This window comes from Roseateles noduli, assembly GCF_050626985.1.
Classification (GTDB): Bacteria; Pseudomonadota; Gammaproteobacteria; order Burkholderiales; family Burkholderiaceae_C; genus Roseateles; species Roseateles noduli_A.
In genome coordinates, this window is record NZ_CP192463.1 from 3,498,560 (window position 1) to 3,521,589 (window position 23,030).

Annotated in this window: 20 protein-coding genes; 5 read left to right on the forward strand and 15 right to left on the reverse strand. The window is 68.2% G+C overall.

All coding sequences use genetic code 11. The features are described from left to right. Positions 1-18: 18 nt before the first annotated feature. The 5 genes from ACQ4L4_RS15255 to ACQ4L4_RS15275 form a co-directional block, all read right to left on the reverse strand. On the reverse strand, positions 19-933 hold the full coding sequence (locus ACQ4L4_RS15255; protein ID WP_431099787.1) for a 2-hydroxy-3-oxopropionate reductase: 915 nt from the start codon (positions 931-933) through the stop codon (positions 19-21). Positions 934-1,020: 87 nt separating this feature from the next. Further along, entirely contained in the window at positions 1,021-1,806 is a 786-nt protein-coding gene (gene garL, locus ACQ4L4_RS15260; RefSeq protein WP_377161116.1) for a 2-dehydro-3-deoxyglucarate aldolase, read from the reverse strand. Positions 1,807-1,925: 119 nt separating this feature from the next. Beyond that, positions 1,926-2,921, reverse strand: a complete 996-nt coding sequence (locus ACQ4L4_RS15265; RefSeq protein ID WP_377161114.1) for a Bug family tripartite tricarboxylate transporter substrate binding protein — start codon at positions 2,919-2,921, stop codon at positions 1,926-1,928. Positions 2,922-2,953: 32 nt separating this feature from the next. Then, positions 2,954-4,240: an enolase C-terminal domain-like protein gene (locus tag ACQ4L4_RS15270; protein ID WP_431104945.1), complete on the reverse strand. Its 1,287-nt coding sequence runs from the start codon at positions 4,238-4,240 to the stop codon at positions 2,954-2,956. Positions 4,241-4,356: 116 nt separating this feature from the next. Then, complete coding sequence (locus ACQ4L4_RS15275) at positions 4,357-5,352, reverse strand: Bug family tripartite tricarboxylate transporter substrate binding protein (protein WP_431099788.1); 996 nt, start codon at positions 5,350-5,352, stop codon at positions 4,357-4,359. A gap of 301 nt (positions 5,353-5,653) precedes the next feature. Here ACQ4L4_RS15275 and ACQ4L4_RS15280 point away from each other — a divergent pair, with 301 nt between their 5' ends. Then, positions 5,654-5,956 carry a DUF4258 domain-containing protein gene (locus tag ACQ4L4_RS15280; RefSeq protein ID WP_431099789.1) on the forward strand — a complete coding sequence of 101 codons (303 nt, stop codon included), beginning with the start codon at positions 5,654-5,656 and terminating at the stop codon, positions 5,954-5,956. Positions 5,957-5,964: 8 nt separating this feature from the next. Continuing rightward, the gene (locus ACQ4L4_RS15285) at positions 5,965-6,447 is read left to right on the forward strand and encodes a hypothetical protein (RefSeq protein ID WP_431099790.1); all 483 of its coding nucleotides are present in this window, start codon (positions 5,965-5,967) and stop codon (positions 6,445-6,447) included. Between the two features lie 27 nt (positions 6,448-6,474). On the opposite strand, the gene ACQ4L4_RS15290 is transcribed toward ACQ4L4_RS15285, so the two are convergent. From ACQ4L4_RS15290 to kduI, 10 genes are all read right to left on the reverse strand, one after another. Continuing rightward, the gene (locus ACQ4L4_RS15290) at positions 6,475-7,221 is read right to left on the reverse strand and encodes a FadR/GntR family transcriptional regulator (protein ID WP_377161108.1); all 747 of its coding nucleotides are present in this window, start codon (positions 7,219-7,221) and stop codon (positions 6,475-6,477) included. A 185-nt stretch (positions 7,222-7,406) separates the two neighbouring features. After that, on the reverse strand, positions 7,407-8,213 hold the full coding sequence (gene kdgR, locus ACQ4L4_RS15295; protein ID WP_377161106.1) for a DNA-binding transcriptional regulator KdgR: 807 nt from the start codon (positions 8,211-8,213) through the stop codon (positions 7,407-7,409). Positions 8,214-8,242: 29 nt separating this feature from the next. After that, positions 8,243-10,690, reverse strand: coding sequence for a pectinesterase family protein (locus ACQ4L4_RS15300; RefSeq protein ID WP_431099791.1), 2,448 nt, complete (start codon positions 10,688-10,690; stop codon positions 8,243-8,245). Then, on the reverse strand, positions 10,690-11,841 hold the full coding sequence (locus ACQ4L4_RS15305; protein WP_431099792.1) for an oligogalacturonate lyase family protein: 1,152 nt from the start codon (positions 11,839-11,841) through the stop codon (positions 10,690-10,692). The genes ACQ4L4_RS15300 and ACQ4L4_RS15305 overlap by 1 nt, the downstream gene beginning before the upstream one ends. Positions 11,842-11,908: 67 nt before the next feature. Then, positions 11,909-13,246 carry an ABC transporter substrate-binding protein gene (locus tag ACQ4L4_RS15310; RefSeq protein WP_431099793.1) on the reverse strand — a complete coding sequence of 446 codons (1,338 nt, stop codon included), beginning with the start codon at positions 13,244-13,246 and terminating at the stop codon, positions 11,909-11,911. Beyond that, positions 13,243-14,448 (reverse strand): ABC transporter ATP-binding protein, encoded by a 1,206-nt coding sequence (locus ACQ4L4_RS15315; protein WP_431099794.1) that lies wholly within the window; start codon positions 14,446-14,448, stop codon positions 13,243-13,245. The genes ACQ4L4_RS15310 and ACQ4L4_RS15315 overlap by 4 nt, the downstream gene beginning before the upstream one ends. Before the next feature lie 157 nt (positions 14,449-14,605). Continuing rightward, the gene (locus tag ACQ4L4_RS15320; RefSeq protein ID WP_431099796.1) at positions 14,606-15,565 is read right to left on the reverse strand and encodes a carbohydrate ABC transporter permease; all 960 of its coding nucleotides are present in this window, start codon (positions 15,563-15,565) and stop codon (positions 14,606-14,608) included. Beyond that, positions 15,562-16,449: a carbohydrate ABC transporter permease gene (locus ACQ4L4_RS15325; RefSeq protein ID WP_377161094.1), complete on the reverse strand. Its 888-nt coding sequence runs from the start codon at positions 16,447-16,449 to the stop codon at positions 15,562-15,564. Before ACQ4L4_RS15325 ends, ACQ4L4_RS15320 begins: the two co-directional genes overlap by 4 nt. Positions 16,450-16,591: 142 nt before the next feature. Continuing rightward, positions 16,592-17,353: a 2-dehydro-3-deoxy-D-gluconate 5-dehydrogenase KduD gene (kduD, locus tag ACQ4L4_RS15330; protein WP_377161092.1), complete on the reverse strand. Its 762-nt coding sequence runs from the start codon at positions 17,351-17,353 to the stop codon at positions 16,592-16,594. 41 nt (positions 17,354-17,394) lie between these two features. Further along, the gene (kduI, locus tag ACQ4L4_RS15335) at positions 17,395-18,231 is read right to left on the reverse strand and encodes a 5-dehydro-4-deoxy-D-glucuronate isomerase (protein WP_431099797.1); all 837 of its coding nucleotides are present in this window, start codon (positions 18,229-18,231) and stop codon (positions 17,395-17,397) included. A 192-nt stretch (positions 18,232-18,423) separates the two neighbouring features. Here kduI and ACQ4L4_RS15340 point away from each other — a divergent pair, with 192 nt between their 5' ends. From ACQ4L4_RS15340 to ACQ4L4_RS15350, 3 genes are all read left to right on the forward strand, one after another. Continuing rightward, entirely contained in the window at positions 18,424-18,759 is a 336-nt protein-coding gene (locus ACQ4L4_RS15340; protein ID WP_431099798.1) for a cupin domain-containing protein, read from the forward strand. Between the two features lie 197 nt (positions 18,760-18,956). After that, a complete protein-coding gene (locus ACQ4L4_RS15345; RefSeq protein WP_431099799.1) occupies positions 18,957-22,058 on the forward strand; it encodes a TonB-dependent receptor in 3,102 nt (1,033 codons plus the stop codon). 174 nt (positions 22,059-22,232) lie between these two features. After that, on the forward strand, positions 22,233-22,997 hold the full coding sequence (locus ACQ4L4_RS15350; protein ID WP_431099800.1) for a rhamnogalacturonan acetylesterase: 765 nt from the start codon (positions 22,233-22,235) through the stop codon (positions 22,995-22,997). Positions 22,998-23,030: the final 33 nt, after the last annotated feature.

Below are 23,030 nucleotides of genomic sequence, written 5' to 3' on the forward strand. Positions count from 1 at the left end.
TTGTGGAGACCTGTCCCCTCAAGCGGCGTCCGTAGTGCTACCGACCTCGTGCTTGGCCAGCACTTCCAGCGCCCGCACCAGCGCCGAGTGGTCGAGCTGGTCCCAGCCCTGCGCCGCGGCGGCCTGCATCAGCTGCGCGGTGTTGGCGGTGTTGGGCAGCGCGAGGTTCATGGCCTTGGCGCTCTGCAGCGCGAGGTTCAGGTCCTTCTGGTGCAGCGCGATCCGGAAGCCCGGGTTGAAGGTGCGCTTGATCATGCGCTCGCCGTGCACCTCGAGGATGCGGCTGGAGGCGAAGCCGCCCATCAGCGCCTCGCGCACCTTGGCCGGATCGGCGCCGGCCTTGGACGCGAAGACCAGCGCCTCGCTCACTGCGGCGATGTTCAGCGCCACGATGATCTGGTTGGCCACCTTGGTGACCTGGCCCGCGCTCGCGCCGCCGACCAGCGTGATGTTCTTGCCCATCAGCTCGAACAGCGGCCTGATGCGCGCGAAGGTGGCTTCCTTGCCGCCGACCATGATGGACAGCGTGCCGGCCTTGGCGCCGACCTCGCCGCCGGAGACCGGCGCGTCCAGCCACTCGGCGCCGAGCGCCTCGATGCGCTGCGCGAAGTCCTTGGTCGCGATCGGCGAGATCGAGCTCATGTCCACGACCGTCTTGCCCGCGCCCTTGCCGCCGGCGAACGCGGCGGCGATGCCGCCTTCGCCGAACAGCACGCGTTCGACGTCCGGCGTGTCCGGGACCATCGTGAAGATCACCTCGGCCTGCTGCGCGACTTCCGTGGCGCTGTCGCAGACGGTGACACCAACGGCGGCGACGTCCTCACGGACCTTGGAACGGGTGTGGACGAACAGCTGATGCCCGCCCTGCGCGAGACGCACCGCCATGGGCGCGCCCATGATGCCCAGGCCGATGAAGCCGATCTTGATGCTCATGAATTGCTCTCTTTCACTGCCGAGATGGATGAAGCGGAAAGGACCGCGGCCGCCAGCGCGGCCCGGGTCCTCGGATCGATGACGGGGTCAGTCCTTGAACTTGTCGCGCAGGCCCTGCGTGGCGGCGCGGAAGACGCCGAGGTCGCTGCCCACGGCGACGAAGGTCGCGCCCTGCTCGATATAACGACGCGCGTCGGCCTCGACCGGCGCGAGGATGCCGACCGGTTTGCCCGCCGCCTTGCACGCGGCGTAGATCGTCGCCATCGCCGCCTGCACGTCGGGATGCTGCGGGTTGCCCAGGTGGCCGTAGCCGGCCGCCAGGTCGGACGGGCCGATGAACACGGCGTCCACGCCCGCCACCGCCGCGATGTCCGCGACCGCGGCCACGCCCGCCGGGCTCTCGATCTGGACGATCACGGCGATCTGCTCGTTGATGCCCTGGAAGTAGCCCGGCACCGTGCCATAGCGGTTGTTGCGCTGCGAGACCGACACGCCGCGGATGCCCTGCGGCGGATAACGCGTCGCGGCGACGGCGCGCGCCGCCTCCTCGGCGGTCTCGACGAAGGGGATCAGCAGGTTGGAGAAGCCCGCGTCGAGCAGGCGCTTGATCTCGACGGCGTTGTTGCTGCTCGGCCGCACGACCGGCGCGCTGACGCTGTCCTTCAACGCCATCAGCTGCGGCACGAAGCTGCTGACCTCGTTGGGCGAGTGCTCGCCGTCCAGCAGCAGCCAATCGAAACCGGCCACGCCCAGCACCTCGGTGCTGATCGGGCTGGCGAGCGAGCACCAGCAGCCGATCAGGCGTTCGCCCGCGATCAGGCGTTGCCGCAGCGTGTTGGGGAAGGCGGAGTAAGGCGTGGTCGGCGTCGGCATGGCAGGGATCCTCAGGTCGAGATCAAACGGGATCAATCGAGCGGCAATCGAGCAGAAATCGATGCATCAGTCGCGGGTCGATCGCGGGTCGATCGCGGCTCGATCGCGGGTCGATCGGGTCAATCGAGCTTGAGCCCGCTCTTGCTCACGACACCCGCCCACTTCTTGCGCTCGGCGTTGAAGAAGGTATCCATCTCGGTCGGGTTCATCGTGCTGACCTCGGCGCCCTGCGCGGCCAGACGCGCGCGGACTTCCGGCGAGCGGATGATGCTGATCAGCGCGGCCGACAGCTTGTCGATGTTGGCCTTGGGCATGTTGGCCGGAGCCAGGATGCCCTGCCAGGTGCCGGACTCGAAGCCGGTGGCGCCCTGCTCGGCCAGCGTCGGCACGTTGGGCAGCAGCGGCACGCGGGTCGCCTTGCTGACGCCGATGACCTTGAGCTTGTTCTGCTGCACGAAGGGCAGCGTCGCGAGCATGCCGTTCATCAGCACCTGCGTCTGGCCGGCGATGGTGTCGGTGACGGCCTGCGAGCCGCCCTTGTACGGGATGTATTCCCACTTGGCGCCGGTCAGGTTGGCGACCTGGAAGCCGGCCAGGTGCGGCGCGCTGCCCATCGCGGTGACGGCGAAGTCGATCTTGGACTTCTTGGACAGCTCGACCAGTTCCTTCAGGTTGTTGGCCGGCACCGACGGGTGGACGACCAGCATGTGCGGCGAGTAGGCCAGCATCGCCACGCCCTTCAGGTCCTTGGACGGGTCGAAGGCGAGCTTGGTGTACAGCGACGGGCTGATGGCCAGCGCGCTGACGTCGCACAGCATGATGGTGTAGCCGTCGTTGGCCTTGGCGGTCTGGTCGGCGCCCATGTTGCCGCTGGCGCCGGGCTTGTTCTCGACGATGACGGTCTGCTTGAGCGCTTCGCCGAGCATCGGCGAAATGATGCGGGCGATGATGTCCGAGGATCCGCCCGGCGTGTACGGGACGATGATCTTCAGCGGCTTGCTGGGCCAGGCGGCCTGCGCGAAGGCGCTCGGGGCCACGCCTGCCACCGCGGCGACGGCGGCCGCGGCGATCAGCGCGCGGCGGGTGATGGGGGACGTCTTCTTGTGTTCGTGCATGTCTCTCTCCGGGTGTCGTTCGGGGGGATCGTTCAGCGGACCATGCAGGGCCGCTTGGGATCGAACTTCCAGTTGGGGATCAGGTGCTGCATGGCGATGGCGTCGTCGCGCGCGCCCAGGCCGTGCTGCAGGTAGAGCTGGTGGGCGGCGTCGACGGCCTTCATGTCGAGCGTGACGCCCAGGCCGGGCGCGGTCGGCACGGCGACTTCGCCGTCCACGATCCGCAGCGGCTTCTCGGTCAGGAACTGGCCGTCCTGCCAGATCCAGTGCGTGTCGATCGCGGTGAGGCGCCCCGGCGCGGCGGCGGCGGCATGCGTGAACATCGCCAGCGACACGTCGAAGTGGTTGTTGGAATGCGAGCCCCAGGTCAGGCCGAAGTCGCGGCAGGTCTGCGCGACGCGGACCGCGCCCGACATGGTCCAGAAGTGCGGATCGGCCAGCGGGATGTCGACCGACTGCAGGCTCAGCGCGTGGGTGAACTGGCGCCAGTCGGTGGCGACCATGTTGGTGGCCGTCGGCAGGCCGGTGGCGCGGCGGAACTCGGCCATCACCTCGCGGCCGGAGAAGCCTTCCTCGGCGCCGCAGGGATCCTCGGCATAGGCGAGCACGCCGCCCAGGTCGCGCAGCAGGCGGATCGCGTCCTTCAGCAGCCAGCCGCCGTTGGGATCGAGCGTGACGCGCGCCTCGGGGAAGCGCGCCTTCAGCGCCTGGATGGCCTCGACCTCTTCCTCGCCGCGCAGCACGCCGCCCTTGAGCTTGAAGTCCTTGAAGCCGTAACGCGCCTGCGCCGCGGCGGCCTGCTCGACGATGGTCTCCGGCGTCATCGCGACGTGGTGGCGGACCTTCAGCCAGGCGTCGGCGGCGGCATCGCTGCCGGCCTCGTCCTCGGGGGTCTTGTAGGCCAGGCCCGTCTTCGTGCGGTCGCCGACGAAGAACAGGTAACCCAGCATCGCGACGCTGTCACGCTGCTTGCCTTCGCCGAGCAGCTCGCACACCGGCACGCCGAGGTGCTGGCCCAGCAGGTCCAGCAGCGCGCATTCGACGGCGGTGAGCACGTGGATCGTGGTCCGCAGGTCGAAGGTCTGCAGGCCGCGGCCACCGCTGTCGAGGCCCTTGAACTTCTCGCGGACCTGCGCCAGCAGCGCGTTCCACTTCGCGACCGGCTGGCCGACGAGCAGCTCGCCGGCCTGTTCGAGCGTCTTGCGGATGGGCTCGCCGCCGGGGATCTCGGCGATGCCGACGTGGCCGGCGTCGTCCTCGAGGATCAGCAGGTTGCGGGTGAAGAACGGCGCGTGGGCGCCGCTCAGGTTCATGAGCATGCCGTCGCGGCCGGCGACCGGGATCGCGCGGGCGGAGGTGACGATGGGACTGCTTGCGCTCACGCGAAACTCCTGGTCGGTCTGCGGGGATCGGACAACGCGATCCGGCAATGGGATCAATCGGCGGTGATCTTGCGGGTCTCGATGACCTGCTTCCAGCGCGCGAACTCGGTCTTCTGGAAGGCCTGCGCCTGGTCGGGCGTGTTGGCGACGGTCTCGATGCCGATGTCGGAGAACTTCTGCTTCACCGACGGGTCGTGCAGCGCGGCGACGATGTCCTTCTGGAGCTGCGCGCGCACGGCGGGCGGCAGGCCCCGGGGCGCGGCCACGCCTTGCCAGGAGTAGACGTCGGCGCCCTTGATGCCGGACTCGGACAGCGTGGGCACGTTGGGCAGCACGGCGGAACGCTTGTCGCCGGTCACGGCCAGCGCGCGCAGCTTGCCGCCGACGATGTGCGGCAGCACCGCGTTGATGTTCTGGAAGGACGCATCGACCTGCGCGCCCAGCAGGTCGCTGATCGCCGGCGCGCCGCCCTTGTACGGGACGTGGAGACCGTTGGTGCCGGTCTGCAGCCAGAACAGCTCGGCGGTCAGATGGTCGGAGGAGCCGTTGCCCGACGAGGCGAAGCTCATCTTGCCCGGGTCCTTCTTGAGCGTGTCGACGACGTCCTTGACGCTCTTCAGCGGCGAGGCGGCGGGCACGACCAGCACGTTGGGCGCCTGGATGGCGACGGTCAGCAGGTCGATGTCCTTGAGGGCGTCGTACTGGACGGCCTTGAGCAGATGCGGCGCGATCACGAACGGCCCGAGCGAGGAGACGAGCAGCGTGTAGCCGTCGGGCGCGGCGCGCTTGACCTGGGAGGTGCCGAGGGTGCCCGTGGCGCCGGGGCGGTTGTCGACGATGACGGTCTGGCCCCACTTCTTCTGCAGCTCGGCGCCCATGGCGCGGGCCAGCATGTCGGTGGAACCGCCGGCGGGGAACGGGACGACGATGGTCACCGGTCGATCGGGGAAGCCGTTGGCATGGGCCAGGCCGGCCGCAAAGGTGGAGAGGACGGCGGCGCCAAGGGCGGCACCGGCTTTGACGGCCAGGCGGCGGGTCAGAAGGGTCATGGTTTGTCTCCGGGGAAGGAACCGTGGAAACCGCTCTTGGTGCGACGCCGGGGCTCAACCCGTCGACGCTTTGGCGATCTTGTTGTCAGTCATCATACAAGTTGAGTCGAGCGGATGACAAGGCGGCGTCAATCGCTCATCGATGAGGGAAAACACGCAGAACTACCGATTGCAGTAGGACAGCAACCCATAAAAACTATGGGAAGAACGCAACACCGCTTTCGCGCCGCCACCTCGGACACGCCTACGATGCAACCCATAAAAATTACGGGGAGCAACCAGGCGCGAAGGCACGACTGAAGTGACGTTCAAGAAGTTTTCAATCCCACAACTGGAACGACACATCCGTCGCATCGTCAAGCAACCCACGCAGATCGATTGGACTCGTCATGCCAAACAACGGATGCGGCAGCGCCGCGTCAACATCGAAGACGCCTTGGAATGCCTTCGCAAGGGCCAGATCGGGAGGCAGCCGGAGGTGGACATCAAGTCGACACTGCTCATCTGTCGCGTCCAGTGGTACGGGGGTGAGCGGGACCTGCAGGTATGTGTGGGTCTGGACGACGACAACCCCGGATTCATCGTCGTGACCGTGATTGCTTAGGAGAGGACATGACGCTGTACCACTTCACCGAATGCGGGCTGGACAATGTCTGGCTGAAGAACGGCTTCACCTGCAAGGAAACGCCCTTCGGCCCCGCTGTTTCGTTCGCGGCATTGGAGCAATTGCTCGATGCCATCGCTGCGCACCTCGTTCGCAAACCGGGGCGACTGACGGGCAAGGAGTTTCGTTACCTTCGCTCAAAGATGCACCTCTCGCAGACAGCCATGGCCAAGATGCAAGGGGTCAGCGAGCAGAACATCAGCCTGTGGGAACGTCGAGGCCGGGTGCCGAAGTCCAACGACACCCTCCAGCGGCTGCTTTATCTCAAGCACGCTGCCGGAGACGAGTCCTTGAAGTCGGCGTTTGATCGGATCATGACCGTCGAACGCCTCGTGCATCAGAAGATCGTGGCCACCTCGGGTCGCAACGGCTGGAAGTTCAAGGTGGAAGAGATCGAGCGAAGCGAGAACCAGGAACCCGTCGAAGCCTGAATCGTTGGCCGTTCAGCGTCGTACCGCTCAGCGCTTGTCCTGCAACGCCAACGCCGCGCGCCGGCGCCGTTCGCGGCTGTTGGCCAGGTGCGTCCGCATGGCGGCGCGGGCGGCCTCGGTGTCGCGCGCGGCGATCGCGTCGAGGATGCTCTCGTGCTCCGCGTTCACGCGCAGCAGGTAGTCGCGCTGCGCCACCGGGTCCTCGTCGCCCGCGGCCGCCAGGCTCGCCAGGCGCGCGCGCGGGATGCTCGGCGCGCCCAGCGTCGCCATCAGCTGCTCGAAGTGCGGGTTGCCGGTCGCGCGGGCAATCTCGAGGTGGAACTGGAAGTCCGAGGCCACCGCGTCGCGGCCCGCCAGCGCCGCCTCCGCGAAGGCCGACAGCGCGGCCCGCATGTTCAGCAGGTGCGCGTCGGTGCGCCGCTGCGCGGCCAGCGCAGCCGCCTCGGTCTCGATGCCGATCCGCAGCTCCAGCACCGCGACGACATCGTGCAATGTCGCCATCTGCTCCGCGCCGATCCGGAACGGCCCGCCCTCACCCAGCCCCAGGACGAAGGTCCCGATGCCGTGCCGGGTCTCGACCAGCCCCGCCGCTTGCATCTTCGAGATCGCCTCCCGGACCACCGTCCGGCTGACCTCGAACTCGGCCATGATCGCCGCCTCGGTCGGCAGCTTGTCGCCGTTGGCGAGCGCACCCGCACGGATCCGGTCCTCCAGCGCACGGACAAGTCCGAGTGCCAGCGATTTCGGGCGGGAACGGGTCAACGAAGCATTCATCACAGGGTCAGTTGTACGACAACATGGGCCTCAACGACAACCGCGTTATCGCGGTGTCGCGCCGATGCAGCGTGTCTTTGGAAGGGAGACGACGGGACGCGACACCCGGGAGCGGGAAGCGAGAAGCAGCGCAAAGCAGCGGGAAGCGGATCGGGATTGTCCCGGACCCGGCCGCGCTGAGTGCGTCAGGCGGCGTCCAGCGGGAACGCCGTGCAACCCAGGCGGGCGGAAATGTCCCGGCTGGCCGCCTGCAGCATCGCCACGACCTCGGGCGCCTTGGCGTCGTCGTAGCGGAAGGTCGGGAAGCTGACGCTCATGCCGGCGATCGGCTGGCCCAGCCGGTCGAAGATCGGCACGCCCAGGCAGCGGATGTGATCGTCGAATTCCTCGCGGTCCTCGCCGAAGCCCTGGCGCTTCACCCGCTCCAGTTCGGCCTGGAAGGCCGCCGGCTCGGTGATGGTCTTGTCGCGGAAGCGCTGGAACTCGGCCCCGGCCAGCACGCGCGCCCGGCGCTCCGGATGCTCCCAGGCCATCAGCACCTTGCCGATCGCCGTGCAGTGCAAGGGCGCGCGCCGCCCGATGCGCGAGTACATGCCCAGCATGTGCTTCGAATCGACCTTGTGGACGTAGATGATCTCGCTGTCGATCAGCGTGCCCAGGTGCACCGTCTCGCCGGTGGCGTCGGCCAGCATCTGCATGTGGTGCTTGGACAGGTCGACCAGGTCCGGATACTGCAGCGCCCTCGCGCCGATCTCGAAGACCTTCATCGCCAGGCCGTAGCGCTCGCTGTCGGTCTCCTGGCGCACGTAGCCCAGCGTCTTCATCGTCTGCAGGAAACGGTAGACCGTCGCCTTGGGCATCGCCAGCCGCACGGACAGCTCCGAGATGCCGGTGTCGCTGCGTTCCGACAGGGCCTGCAGGATGGCAAAGACCTTGAGCACCGCGGCCACGGACTCGGGCTGCTGCTTGCCATCGTTCAGTTCGTCATCCATGCGCAAGGTGTTCTTGGAAAGGGAAGATTTCACCACAGCCGGCCCGTCCCCGCGCCCGCGCGAACCCGTGCCGCCACATCGCCCGCAAGCTCGATGGAAAGCCGGTACGGCGGCGTCCAGCCGGCCTCGCCGACGACAGCCTTGTCAGGGTTCGCGGCACGCAGCCAGCGCAGCGGATCGATGGGCGCGCCGTTGAAGTTCGAACCTCGATCCTCGAAGCGCTCGCCCTTGAGCAGACGCACGACGCGCTCCGGGCCGATGCCGGCGGCGGCCTCCCAGGCGTTGGCCTCGCTCAGCACGTGCGATTCGATGCCGACCCCGATCGAGTAGCCATAGGGGTAGTCCCCGCCGGCGGCGGCGACATAGAGGTTGTTGGCGACGTGCACCTGCCCGTAGCGCACGCGCGGCGTGCGCTCCTTCACCTGCTCCCAGAGGTTGTGGTGCAGCGTCACGCGCAGGTGGCCGCGATCGTCGCGATGGCCGTCGCCGCCGCCGATCAACATCGTCTTGTCGTGGCGGCGGAAGACGTTCCAGGACACGGTCACGAAGTCCGAGCGGCGCGTGATGTCGAGCAGCCCGTCGTGCCGCTGCAGGCGCTGGCCCAGCGCCACCGGCTCGCGCGGATCGGGCCGTTCGCCGTCGTCAAAGGCGCAGTGGTCGATCCACACCTGCGTGGCCTCGCGCAGCGAGACGGTGTCGTACTCGGAGTTCCACTCGCCGTGGCCGTTGTCGTTCGGGTCCCAGGCGGGGAAGAAGTCGTAGGCATCGGAGAAACGCAGGTTGCGCAGGATCACCTGCGACACCTTGTCCAGCATCAGCGAGCCGCCGTCGAAGCCGGCGTCAGGCGTGACGCCGACGATCGTCGTGTTCGACGGCACCTTGATCACGACCTGCGCGGCCTGCTTCTTCACGGAGCGCTTGCGCGCTTCCTCCAGCGGACCTTCGGGCGCGCGACGGCCCCAGGTCGCGGGATCGTATTGCCGGACGAAGGCCTTGAGGTCGAAGGCGGGATCGCGGAAGTCCTCGACGCCCAGGCGCCGGCCCGTGGCATCCGCCGCGAGGTCGATGCGCGCGGCGAGCGCGATCAGCTTGGGCGCGTCGCCGAGCGCAAGCGCCGCATCGAGCTCCGCGCGCGTGCGCACGACACGGATCGCGTCGACCTTCGCCTGCGCGCCGCCGAGGGTCCCGCCGTTCATCGACGCCCAGCCGTCGCCCGGTGCGATCGCGTCGAACGCCGCGGCGGGCAGCGCCACCGGCAGCGCGGCGTTGCGGTACTCGGCCATGCGGTTGGCGGCCTCGCCGGTAGCGCTGAACGGGCGGCGCGATGTCGATGCGGACCACGGCGCGAGGTGTGGCCCCAGCAGGCTGTCCCGGATCACCGCCTGACCGTTCGGCACGGTCGGCGACGCGCGCCATTCACCGCGCGCGATGCCGCGATCCCAGGCGCGACCCAGGCTGATGCTGCCCGCCGTGACGCCCGGTTCAGCGAGCCAACGCGAACGCTGAATCAGGAACCCGCGCGACTGCGCGTTGGGCGTGCTGGGCGCGATCACGTGTCCGCCGTGGCCCGGCACGCGACGACCGGCGCGGCTGACGATCAGGCTGTCGTCGATGACCAGCGTCGCGCCGCCGAAGATGAAGTCGACATCGCCGCGGATCTCGCTGGCATGCACGAACACGCGGGTCGGAAGGGCGGCGCCCGCGGCGGATTCCGTGCCGACGGCGCCACGTTCCGCATAGAACGTGTCCTGATGCCCGATCAGGCGGACCCGTTCCATCTGGAGGCGATCGCCACGCGTCATCAGCGCGACGGCCTGTGCGCCGCCGCTCTCGCCGACGCCGGCGGGATAGCCCTGCCCATCGCGCACGCGGTCCATCGCATCGTTGGCGATCGTCAGTTGCGCGAGCTGCACGTCGTCGCTGAACAGCATCACGCTCGCGCTGCCGGGGGTGCCGTGCGTCTCCGCGTCGAGCAGCGGCATGCAGCGATGCGCCGCCGTGCCACGCGGCTTGGACAGCGCGTTGTAGCGCCCCTCGACGATCACGACCTGCGACGGGTCGCCCGCGCCGTAGAGCGTGAACGGCGCCTTGTCCTGGATGCAGAGCGGCTCGCGATACGTGCCGGGCTTCACGAGCACGTAGGCGCGCGGCGCCGATGCCGGGCCCGACGCCTTCGCGGGCAGCGCGTCGATCGCGGCCTGCACCGTGCGGTGCGTGCCGCTGCCATCGGCGGCGACGACGAAGGTCGGCGTCCAGCGCGAAGGATCGAGCGGCACAGGCTGCCAGTCGCCGAGGTAGGCGGCCACCGTGGCCGTGGCCGCCTGCGCATCGGTGAGCTGGGGACGCTCCTGGACAGGAACCCCCGGTGCCGACGTGTGGATCGCTTCCGGGCCGGCCGCCGGCTGTGCCGCGCCAGCGCCGCCGGACAGCGCCGCCAGGCTCACACCCGCCGCCACGACCACCGACCGGACTCGCATCAGAGGTCCGCCAGGTACAGCGCCGGCTCGCCCTCAGCGTCCGCGCTGAAGAGCACCTGCTTCTCATCCGGCGTGAACGACGGATGCGGATGCGTGACCTGCCGGTTGCCCTTGTAGACGCGCCACGAGCTGTCGTGCCGCGCGACGCGGCGCTCGGTGCCCGCCTTCAGGTCGAAGAGGTGCAGGAAGGGATCGGTCGCGATCTGGTGGCTGCCGGTGTCGGCGACATCGGCCGGCGAATCGCAGCCGTCGCCGATCAACAGCGTGCCGTCCTGGTTGCTCATCAAGTGCGAGCACGGCGGCATCCGCGTCAGGCGCTTCGATGCGAGCGTCACCGGATCGAGCGAACAGATCCAGCGGTCGCGCTGCCCCTTCAGGTAGGAGACATAGATCATCGCGGAGCCGTCCGGCACCCAGAACTCATGCGTGCAGCTTTCGCCCGGATCGTGGCGGCGGCCGCAGCGCACGTTGCGACCATCCTCGTCGATGAACCACATGCGCGCATCGACGAGGTCATGCGGCCCCTCGTGGCAGTACGCGACGGTGTGGTCGTCGCCGGGCCGGTACTGCGGGTGGCCGAGCCAGCCCTGCTGCTCGAGGATCACCTCGCGCGCGCCGGTCGCCAGGTCGATGCGGATCAGGCGGCAGCGCGGCTTCGCATGGAACATCTGGTGGAACTTCTGCCAGTCGCTGAGCGGGAACCAGTCGCTCGCGGCGATCTCGATGCCGACCATCTTCGTGCAGGCCGTGTTCGCGACCCAGGTGCCGTAGCCGACCCAGCCCTCCGGCACGGTGTAGACGACCTCCTCGCCCAGATCCCGCATGGACAGGCGGATCAACTGACGCTCCGCGCGGACGAAGTAGAGATGCCGGTCGTCCGGGCTGAGGAAACCGCCGAAGGTGTTCTCGCCCGGCTGGTCGGTGAGCTGCGTCGCCACCTGCGTCTTCAGGTCGAGCAGGTGGTAGTTCCAGCTGGTGCCCGGCCCGAACTCGGCGCCGAAGATCAGCTTGGCCCCGTCGTTGGTGAAGCACTTCTGATAGAAGTAGTTGCGATGGCAGGTCACGTCGGTGGGCGTCAGCCGCGTGACGCGCGCGCCGGTGTCCGGATCCTCGCGGGTGACGAAGTGGAGCTGTCGTTCGTTGGCTTTCATGGTCGCTCTGATCGTTGGTGCTATCGATGGCGCTTTCGCTGCTGGCGTTCTCGCTGGCGTGGCGCGTTCACTTGATCCGTTGCAGCAAGGCCTGACCCTCGGTGACCAGGCGGCGCGCGGCGTCGACGTCGCTGGTCTTGTTGTAGGCGACGGTCTCGAAGACCTCGCGCATGAACTTGTGCAGCCGTGCGTGCTCGAACAAGGGCGCCGGACGCTTGAGCCGGCCCGACTCGCGCTGCAGCTTGATCTGCTCGTGCGCCGCGACCTCGAGCGGCGGCAGCTTGCCGGCGGCCTTCAACTGCTCGTAGGGGCCGCGCGCCGACGGCAGGCCGCGCGTGCGGCCGAGCAGCGCCGCGGCCTCGGGGTCCGTCAGCAGGAAGTTGACGAGCTTGGCGGCCATCTCCGCGCGGCCGTTCTTCTCGGCATGGCGGCTGACCGCGTACATCACGGTGGGACGTCCGAACATGCCGCTGTCGCGCGCGCCCGGCAGGGTCGGGAACTCGCCGAGCACCAGCTTCTGCTGCTTGTCCAGCGTCGACGCCCGCAGCGCGATGACCGAGTCCCAGGTGTAGTTGCCGGCCCAGCGGCCGACGACCCAGTCGGGCTGCTGCTCGGTCGGCTTCTCCGCGCCACCCAGGCTCGCGCGCAGCGGCAGCGGCGTCGCGACGTGGTCCGTGACCAGCCGCTTGTAGGTGCGCACCCAGTCGAGCGCCGCGCCTTCGCTCATCGCCACGCGCGGCTGCGCCGGATCGACGTAGGCCGTGCCGTGCCGCTGCTGCACCCAGGCCTGGGACAGCAGCATCATGTCGTAGAGCTCGCCGTCGAGCGGGTAGGCGTCCTCGCCGAGGATCCGGCGGAATGCCGGCCCCGTCGCGAAGAGTTCGTCCCAGGTCTTCGGCAGCGCGAGGCCGGCGCGATCGAACGCCGCCTGGTTCCACAGCATCACGCGCGCGCTGAAGGACACCGGCAGCGCGTTCAGCTTGCCGGCGACGTCGCCGTAGGCGAGGTCCTCGCGGTCGAACTGCGCGAGGTCCATCAGCCCCGCGTGCCGGTTCAGATCCGCGAAGCCGTTGCCGCGCTTGCTGAACATCGCCAGCCAGGCCCAGTTGATCTGCATGACCTCGGGCTCGGAGCCGCCGGCGATCTGCGTCGTCAGCCGCTCCAGGTAGCCGTTGAAGCCCATGTACTCGGCCTTCACGCGCACGCCATGGCGGCGCTCGAAGAGCGCGAGCGCCTTCAGCGTCGCCTCGTGCCGGCCCGCGCCGCCCCACCAGGCAAAGCGCAGCACGGTGGGCTTGTCCTGCGCGCGCGCCGGCGCGGTCAGCGCCGCGGTCACGCCCGCGGTCGCCGCGATCGCGGCCGACCCCGCGGCGATGCCGAGCAGCTGTCGTCGTGGCAGGCTCATGCGTCGCTTCCCGAGGACGAGGACGAGGACGAGGATGCAAAGGTCGACGAGGTCGAGGAGGAGGTCGACAGCAGATTCAGGCCGTTCGTCGCGTCGAACAGGTGGCAGGCCGAGATCTGCAGGTGCAGCGTCAAGGCGTCGCCGCGTGCGAGTCCGTTCAGCGCCACGGCCTGCTCCGCGGGCACGCGCGCGGTGATCGGCAGCGGGCCGAGCTCGGCGTGCAGGTAGACCTCCGACCCCATGTGCTCGGTGAAGCGCAGCCGCGCGCCGACCGCGACGCTGTCGCCCTGCGCGCGCGGCGCGAGGCCGATGTGCTCGGGCCGCAGACCGAAGGTCACCGCGCCATCCGCCAGGCGCGGCAGCGCGGCGACGCCCGCCGACTTCTCCGCCGGCAGCGGCAGCCGCGCACCGCCCACCTCGACGGCCAGGCCGACGTCGGTCGCGACCAGCCGAGCCTCCAGCAGGTTCATTTCCGGCGAGCCGATGAAGCTCGCCACGAAGGCATTCGCCGGCCGGTCGTAGAGCGCCGTCGGCGTGTCGACCTGCTGGATCACGCCGTCCTTGAGCACGCAGATGCGCTCGCCCATCGTCATCGCCTCGACCTGGTCGTGGGTGACGTAGACGGTCGTGGCCGGCTGGCGGCTTTCGCGCAGCGTGCGGTGCAGTTCGGTCAGCCGCACGCGCATCGCGGCGCGCAGCTTGGCGTCGAGGTTGGACAGCGGCTCGTCGAAGAGGAACACGTCGGGCTTCTTCACGATCGCGCGCCCCACCGCGACGCGCTGCGCCTGGCCGCCGGACAGCTGCTTCGGATAACGGTCCAGCAGATGCTCCATCTCCAGCAGGCCCGCGGCATGGCGCACGCGCTGGTCCAGCTCCGCCTTCGGCGTGCCGGCCAGCTTCAGGCCGAAGGCCAAGTTGTCGTAGACCTTCATGTGCGGGTACAGCGCATAGTTCTGGAACACCATCGCGATGCCGCGCTGCTTGGGCGGCAGCGCGTTGACGGCGCGGTCGCCGATGCGCAGCTCGCCGCCGGTGATGCTCTCCAGCCCCGCGATCATCCGCAGCAGCGTCGACTTCGCGCAGCCCGACGGACCGACGAAGACCATGAACTCGCCGTCCCGCACTTCCAGGTCCACCCCGTGCACGGCCTTGAAGCCGTTCGGGTACACCTTCTCGATCTTGTTGAGGCTCAGTCTTGCCACGGTGCTTGTCTCCAGCTCTCGTACTTCGTTGCATCGAGGGGTGTCGGGCCGCCCTCTGGGCCCCTCCCACTCCATGTCCCCCGCCCGCTCCGCGGGCTCCTCCTGATACTTCCGTGGGAGGGGCCCAGAGGGCGTCCCGACGCGCAGTACCGAGCACTCATCCTTTCACCCCGGAGGAGGTGGCGCCTTCGATGAAGTGCTTCTGCGCCGCGAAGAACACCGCCACCGACGGGATCAGCGCCACCACCGAGATCGCGATGACGTTGGCCCACTCGACCTCCTCGGTGGCGCCGATGCTCATCTTCAGCGCGAGGGAGACGGGGTACTTCTCGACCGACGCGAGGTAGATCAACGGGCCCATGAAGTCGTTCATCGTCCAGATGAACTGGAAGACGACCACGGAGATGATGGCCGGCTTGAGCAGCGGCACGATGATGTGCCACAGCAGCTGCAGCGCGTTGCAGCCGTCGATCTGCGCGGCCTCTTCCATGTCGCGCGGGATGCCGCGCAGGAACTGCACCAGCATGAACACGAAGAAGGTGTCCGTCGCGAAGGCCGAGGGCACGATCAGCGGCAGGTAGGAATCGAGCCAGCCGATCTCGCGGAACACCAGGTACTGCGGCAGCCGCAGCACGATCAGCGGCAGCATCATCGTGGCGATCATGATGCTGAACAGCGTCTTGCGGCCCCAGAACTCGAAGCGCGCGAAGGCGTAGGCCACCAGCACGCAGGAGATCACCGTCACGATGATGCGCGGGATGGTGATCAGGAAGCTGTTCAGGAAGTAGGTCGCGAAGGTGTACTCGGTGCTGGTCTTCCAGCCTTTGGCGTAGGCGTCGAAGTCGAAGCGCTCGGGCCAGAAGCCGGCGGAGCTGAAGATCTCCGCATTGCTCTTGAAGGAGGCGCCGATCAGCCACAGCAGCGGGTAGAGCATCACGATGGCGACCGCGGCCAGCGCGAGGTAGCGCAGCGTGCGGTTGCCGCGGTCGCGGACCAGGATCAGGGTGGGCGCGGTGCCACCACCGCTGCCCTCACCCCTGCCCTCTCCCGCCAGCGGGAGAGGGAGTTGGGCCGACCGAGGCGCGTTCACGTGCGCGGACGCGGGCGGGCGGCTCATCGCTTGGTCTCCTTCTCGCCGGAGTAGAAGACCCAGTACTTCGAGCTCCAGAAGGACAGCGCCGCCAGGCCGCCCACCAGGGCGAAGAGCACCCACGACAGCGCCGCGCCGTAGCCGAGGTTGAAGAAGCGGAAGCTCTGGTCGTAGATGTACAGCGCCAGCACGTAGGTCGAGTGCAGCGGACCGCCCTCGGTGATCATGTACGGGCCGTTGAACTCCTGGAACGCGTGCACCATCTGCATGATCACGTTGAAGAAGATCACCGGCGTGATCAGCGGCACGGTGATCTTCCAGAACTGCTGCATCTTGCTGGCGCCGTCGCACTCGGCGGCCTCGTAGAGCGAGATCGACACGTTCTGCAGCGCCGCCAGGAAGATCACCATCGCCGAGCCGAACTGCCACGTGAACAGCAGCACGATGGTCCACATCGAGTAGTGCTCGTCGGCGAGCCACGCGATCGGCTCGATGCCGAGCTTGATCAGCACCAGGTTGACGAGCCCGTTGCGCGCGAAGACGAAACGCCACAGCACCGCCACCGCGATCGAGCCGCCGAGGATGGACGGGATGTAGAACGCGGCGCGGAAGAAGTTGATGCCGCGCAGCTTGAAGTTCAGCACATGTGCGATGAAGAGCGCGAAGCCCACGCGCAGCGGCACCGCCAGCAGCGCGAAGAGCAGCGTCACGCCCAGCGACTTGCGGAACAGCGGATCCGCGGTCGCGAGTTCCTCATAGTTCCGCAGCCCGACGAAGGTCGGCGGATCGATCAGGTCGTACTGCGTGAAGCTGAGCGCGAAGCTCATCACGAAAGGGAAAAGCTTGAACAGCAGCACGCCCAGCACGAATGGCAGGACGAACAGAAAGCCCAGCTTCTTGTTCTCGTACATCGATCCCCCGTTGTCTCGTCGGTGGCCGATCAAAAAAACCGCGCACGTGGTGTCTTCATCCAGCGGAACCCGCGGACCGGCTTTGCCGGGCCGTCGGGTTCGCCCCCTTGAGGGGCGCGCGCAGCGCGTAGGGGGTGGGCCGTTATCTGGCCAACCATCCCCCATCGACCGCGACGGTATACCCGTTCACATAGTCCGAGGCCTTGGAGGCGAGGAACACGACCGGGCCCGCGAGGTCGTCCGGGCTGCCCCAGCGACCGGCCGGGATGCGGTCGAGGATCGCGGCGTTGCGCGTCTCGTCCTGGCGCAGCGCGGCGGTGTTGTTGGTCGCCATGTAGCCGGGCGCGATCGCGTTGACGTTGATGCCGTGCGAGGCCCACTCGTTGGCCATCAGCCGGGTGATGCCCATCACGCCGCTCTTGCTGGCCGTGTACGACGGCACCCGCACGCCGCCCTGGAAGGACAGCATCGACGCGACGTTGATGATCTTGCCGCCGCCGCCCTGTGCCAGGTATTGCTTCGCGACCGCCTGCGAGAAGAAGAACACCGTCTTCAGGTTGAGGTCGACGACGTCGTCCCAGTCCTTCTCGCTGAAGCGGATCGCGTCCTCGCGCCGGATGATGCCGGCGTTGTTGACCAGGATGTCGACGCGGCCGGTCAGCGACTTGGCCTCGGCCACCAGGCCCTCGATGCAGCTGATGTCGCCCAGGTTGGCGCGCAGGTCGAGGAAGCGGCGCCCCAGGCGCTCGACCTCGGTGCGCGTCTCCGCCGGGTCGGACACGTTGACGCCGACGATGTGCGCGCCGGCCTGCGCCAGCGCGACCGCCATCCCTTGCCCCAGGCCGGTGTTGCAGCCCGAGACGATGGCCACGCGGCCGTCCAGTTGGAAGTTGTCCAGGATCATGTGATTCGTTCCGTTGATTGCCGTGACACCACGATCCGCGCTCAGCGCAGCGTCGTCATCGGCACGTGGTCCATGTCCTTGAACACCTGGTTCTCGCCGACCATGCCCCAGATGAAGGTGTAGGCCTGCGTGCCGACGCCGGAGTGGATGGACCAGCTGGGGCTGATGACCGCCTGCTCGTTGCGCACGACCAGGTGGCGGGTCTGCGTCGGCTCGCCCAGCATGTGGAACACCACCGCGTCGGACTTCATGTCGAAGTAGAAGTACACCTCCATGCGGCGGTCGTGCTGGTGGCAGGGCATCGTGTTCCAGAGGCTGCCCGGCTCCAGCTGCGTCATGCCCATCAGCAGCTGGCAGGTCGGCAGCACGTCGGGCACCAGGAACTTGTGGATGGTGCGGCGGTTGCTGGTCTCGGGCGAGCCCAGCGTCTCCGGCGACGCCTCGGCCAGCGTGACCTTGCGCGTCGGATACGCGGTGTGCGCCGGCGCGCAGTTGAAGTAGAGCTTGGCCGGGTTCGTCGCGTCGACGCTCTTGAACTCGACGATCTTGGCGCCCTGGCCGACGTAGAGCGCCTCGCGCGGGCCGACGTCGTATTGCGTGTCGTCGACGAAGACGCGCGCCGCGCCGCCGATGTTGATCAGGCCCAGCTCGCGCCGCTGCAGGAAGTAGTCGGTGCCGGTGTGCTTGCCCAGCTCCGCCGAGAAGGTCACCGGCTTGGTCACCGGCATGATCCCGCCGACGATGATCCGGTCGATCTGGCTGTAGGTCAGCGTCGCCTCGTCGGGCTTGAACAGGTCCTCCACCAGGAACTGGCGGCGCAGGCCTTCGGTGTCCAGCGTGCGGGCGTGTTCACTGTGGATGGGTTGGCGGATTTCCATGTCTCGTCTCCTGACTGTCCGGGGCTGTGTGCAGGGCTTCGTTGGCTCTGATGGGATCGCAGCGTACGGGTCTGCGGACTTTCCCGGAACTATGGTTTCTATGTAGTGAACCGCTGTTTCAATTTTTCGTGACGTCGTTATAGTTGCTCGCAACGACGGCCCAGAACCGTCCTGAATCCAGGAGACGCCCCGATGACCAGCCCGTATTTCCTGAACGACGCCGAGCCGTGGACCGAACTCGGCGACGGCATCCGCCGCAAGATCGTCGGCCACACGCCGGAGCTGATGTCGGTGCTGGTGCAGTTCGACCAGGGCGCCATCGGCACGCCGCATGCGCACGACGCGCATGACCAGATCGCGTTCGTGATCAGCGGCTCGTTCGAATGCGACGTCGGCGGCGTGAAGCGCGTGCTCAAGCCGGGCGACGCCTTCGTCGCGCCGCGGCTGACGACGCACGGCGTCGTCGCGCTGGAGGCCGGCAGCACGCTGCTGGACCAGTTCTCGCCGCGGCGCGAGGACTACCTCTAGTCCTCGGCGTCCCCGCAGTTCCCCAGGGTCCGCGCGCGGCGCGGATCGCATCCGCAGTACCGAGGTGGCGATCGCACTGCAGCGATGGCCGCTCCCGCCCTGCCGGCGCCCTGCGTGCGCCCGCGACCGACCGATGCCGCGAGAGCGACGGGCCACGATCCCGTGCCCGCGGCCAGAAGAACCTTGGAGACAACGTCATGCCCCACCGTATTGGGACTCGCCTCGGGACGTCCACGTCCGACCGCTCGCGTCGAGCACAGCGCACCCAGCCCGCGTCCGCGACGTCGCCGACGCCTCGCCTGACCCGCCTCGCCGCCTGCCTGCTGGGCACGGCCACCCTGTCGCTGCCCGCGTGGAGCCAGGACCAGGCCGCGCCCGCGCCGGCCGCGGCCGCCTCGGCCGCCTCGGCCGCCGCACCTGCCGCCGCGACAGCGCCCGCCCCGACCACTGCGGCAGCAACACCTGCCCCCGACAAGGCCCTGGACACGGTGGTCATCACCGGCATCCGCGCCTCGCTGGAAAGCGCGCTGAACGCCAAGCGCCAGGACCGCGGCATCGTCGACGTGATCAAGGCCGAGGACATCGCCAAGTTCCCCGACACCAACCTGGCCGAATCGCTGCAGCGCATCCCGGGCGTCGTGATCGACCGCGACGCCGGCGAAGGCCGCAACATCACCGTGCGCGGCCTGGGCGCGGACTTCACGCGCGTGCGCATCAACGGCATCGAAGCGCTGGCCACGACCGGCGGCACCGACAGCTCCGGCGGCGCGAACCGCTCGCGCGGTTTCGACTTCAACGTCTTCGCCGCCGAGCTCTTCAACACGATCACCGTGCGCAAGAGCAGCTCGGCCGAAGTGGACGAGGGCTCGCTCGGCGCGACCGTGGACCTGCAGGCCGCGCGGCCCTTCGACTTCAACAAGCGCGTCGTCGCCGCCTCGGTGAAGGCCCGCTACAACGACCTGGCGCGCGAGACCGACCCGCGCGCGGCCTTCCTGCTCAGCGACGTGTTCCTGGACAAGAAGCTCGGCGTGCTGGTGTCGGGCGCGTACTCCAAGCGCCGGCTCTTCGAGGAAGGTTTCTCGACGGTACGCTGGGACAACGGCGCGTCCTCCGGCGGCTGGTGCTCGCCGCAGGGCGTGACCCCGGCGAATCCGACGACCACCGCCGCGAACTGCGGCCCCGCCGCGCAGGGGGTGCCGCGCCTGCCCGCGTCGGCGGGCGCGACCGCGGCCTACAACGCGGCCAGCAGCGCCGACAACTTCCACCCTCGCCTGCCGCGCTACGGCCGCTTGTCGCATGACCAGGACCGGCTCGGCCTGACCGGCTCGATCCAGTTCCGCCCGACGGACCGCACGCTGCTGACCTTCGACATGCTGTATTCGAAGCTCGACGCGACGCGGCGGGAGGACTTCCTCGAGGCGATCTCCTTCAGCCGCACGGCCAGCCAGGGCGGCAAGCCGCAGACCAGCGTGGTCGAGGCGCAGTACGCGCCCAACGGCGCGCTGCAGTACGGGGTGTTCAACGGCGTCGACATCCGCGCCGAGTCGCGCTATGACGAGCTGACGACCACCTTCCGGCAGCCGAGCCTGACGCTGGAGCAGGACATCACCGACCACCTCAAGCTCAATGCCAAGGTGGGCCGGGCGGATTCCAAGTTCCGCAACCCGGTGCAGACGACGGTGACGCTGGACGCGCTGAACGTCAACGGCTACACGCTGGACTTCCGCGACAACGACCGGCTGCCGGTCATCAAGTACCCCTTCGATCCGACCGCGCAGAACGGCGCGCTGCAGATCGTCGGCGTGCCGCAGGTCACGACGGGCACGCAACCGACGACGGTCACCAACACGACCACCAGCGAGGTCCGCATCCGGCCGCAGGGCGCCAACAACGTCAACGACATCGCCCACCTGGACCTGGCCTGGGAAGTGATGCCGGACACGCTGACGCTGAAGGCCGGCTTCGACTACAAGAAGTACAGCTTCGACACCTTCGAATTCCGACGCATCAACCAGAACGACACGATCTTCTCGCCGGCGGCGGGATCGGGCGTGCTGACGAAGATGCTGACCGGCTTCGGCCGCGGCCTGAGCCTGCCGGCGGGGACGCCGACCTCGTGGGTCATTCCCGACCTCAACGCGATCGCGGCGGCCTACGACATCTACTGCAACTGCATCAAGAGCGGTCCCGCGGGCGGCCCGGGCGACTACACGCTGTCCTCGACCACCAACGGCAACGCGCGCGGCAACAACCGCGCGGTGGTCGAGAAGGACACCGGCGGCTTCGTGCAGGCGGACTTCGAGGGTCGCCTGCTCGGCCTGCGCCTACAGGGCAACGTCGGCGTGCGCTACGTCGTGACCGAGCAGGACGCCACCGGCTACCTGGCCACCGGCGGCGGCACCGAGGTCGTCATCGGGCAGAAGTACAAGGACTGGCTGCCGGCGCTGAACATCTCGGCCAACCTGACCAAGGACCTGATCGCGCGCTTCGCCGCGGCCAAGGTGATGGCGCGTCCGCAGCTCGGTAACCTGAATCCGGGCGGCACGATCAGCACGACCGGCACGCTGTCCATCACCACGGGCAACCCGTACCTGAAGCCCTTCCGCGCGAAGACCTTCGACGGCAGCCTGGAGTGGTACTTCGGCCGCAACGCCTTCATCGGCGTGGGCCTGTTCCAGAAGAACATCGACACCTACATCCAGAGCCTGCGCACCAACGCACCGTACAACCAGACGGGGCTGCCGCTGTCGCTGCTGCCGTCCAACTTCACCGGCGAGGAAGTGTTCCAGCTCACGACGCCGATCAACACCCCCGGGGGCAAGCTGCGCGGCATCGAGCTGAACTACCAGCAGCCGTTCACCTTCCTGCCGAGCTGGGGGAAGAACTTCGGCACGGTGCTGAACTACACCTACGTGAAGTCCAAGATCACCTACCTGATCTCGCCGACCAGCAACACGACCATCTCGGACGACCTGCTCAACATGTCGCCGAAGTCGTGGAACGCCACGCTGTACTACGACGACAACATCTTCAGCGCGCGGGTGTCGGCGTCCAAGCGCTCGTCGTTCCTGACCCGGGTGCCGGGGCAGAACAACAACGACGTCGAAGGGAAGAACGCCTCGCTCAACGTGGATGCGTCGATCTCGTACAAGGTCAACGACAACCTCACGATCACGCTCGAGGGCGTCAACCTGACCAACGAGGCGAACGACCAGTTCATCTCCCGGGCGCGCAACAGTCCCGTGGTCTATCACGTGACGGGGCGGGAGTTCCTGCTGGGGGCGAGCTACAAGTTCTGAGCTTGCCTGCTTGACTGCGTGAGGCGGAGCGACGACGCTTCGCTCCGTTCCTCTCGCAGCACCGTGGAGGATTCGCGAACGACTGCGGAGGACGAGCGCCGACTCTCCACGAGGCATGGGGGATCCCTCCTGGACTCCCAAGCCTCATTCCGGTCGCATCACCTCGGAGAACTCATGAAGAAGGCATGGCTCGCGGCGCTCGTCCTTGTGGCCGGCGCCGCGCATGCGCAGACCACGGCGTCCTCGTTGCGCGTGATCCTCGTCGGCGATTCGACGATGGCCACGAAAAGCGGCTACGGCGACGCGCTCTGCGCACGCTTCAAACCCGAAGTCACCTGCCTCAACGTCGCCAAGGGCGGGCGCAGCACGAAGAGCTTCCGCGCCGAAGGCCTCTGGGGTCAGGTCTTGACGCTGCTGCGTGATCGGCCGCCGGGCCAGGCCGACGTGGTGCTGATGCAGTTCGGGCACAACGACCAGCCCGGCAAGCCGGGCCGCTCCACGGACCTGCAGACCGAATTCCCCGTGAACCTGGCCGGCTACATCGCCGACGTCGCGCCGACCGGCGCGCGTCTGGTGATGCTCACGCCGCTCACGCGCCGCAGCTTCGATGCGCAAGGCAGGCTCGAGAACAACCTGCGCCCCTGGGCCGACGCGACGATCCGCGTCAGCGCCGAGCACCAGGTCCCATTGATCGACTTGAACGCGATCAGCCACGCGGCGGTGCAGACGATGGGCGAGACCGAAGCCGACACGCTCGCGATGGCGCCGAAGCCGATCGATGCACCTGCGCAGGCCGCGTCCTCGCCCGAGCGCGCGGGCGCCGCGAATCCCGTCTTCGACCGCACGCACCTGGGCGCCAAGGGCGCGCAGGTGTTCTCGGCGATGGTCGCCGAGCAACTGGTCGTCGTGATGCCAGAGCTCAAGCGCTGGATGCGCTGAGCACGGCGTTCCAAACCTCCAACGCAGACTTCA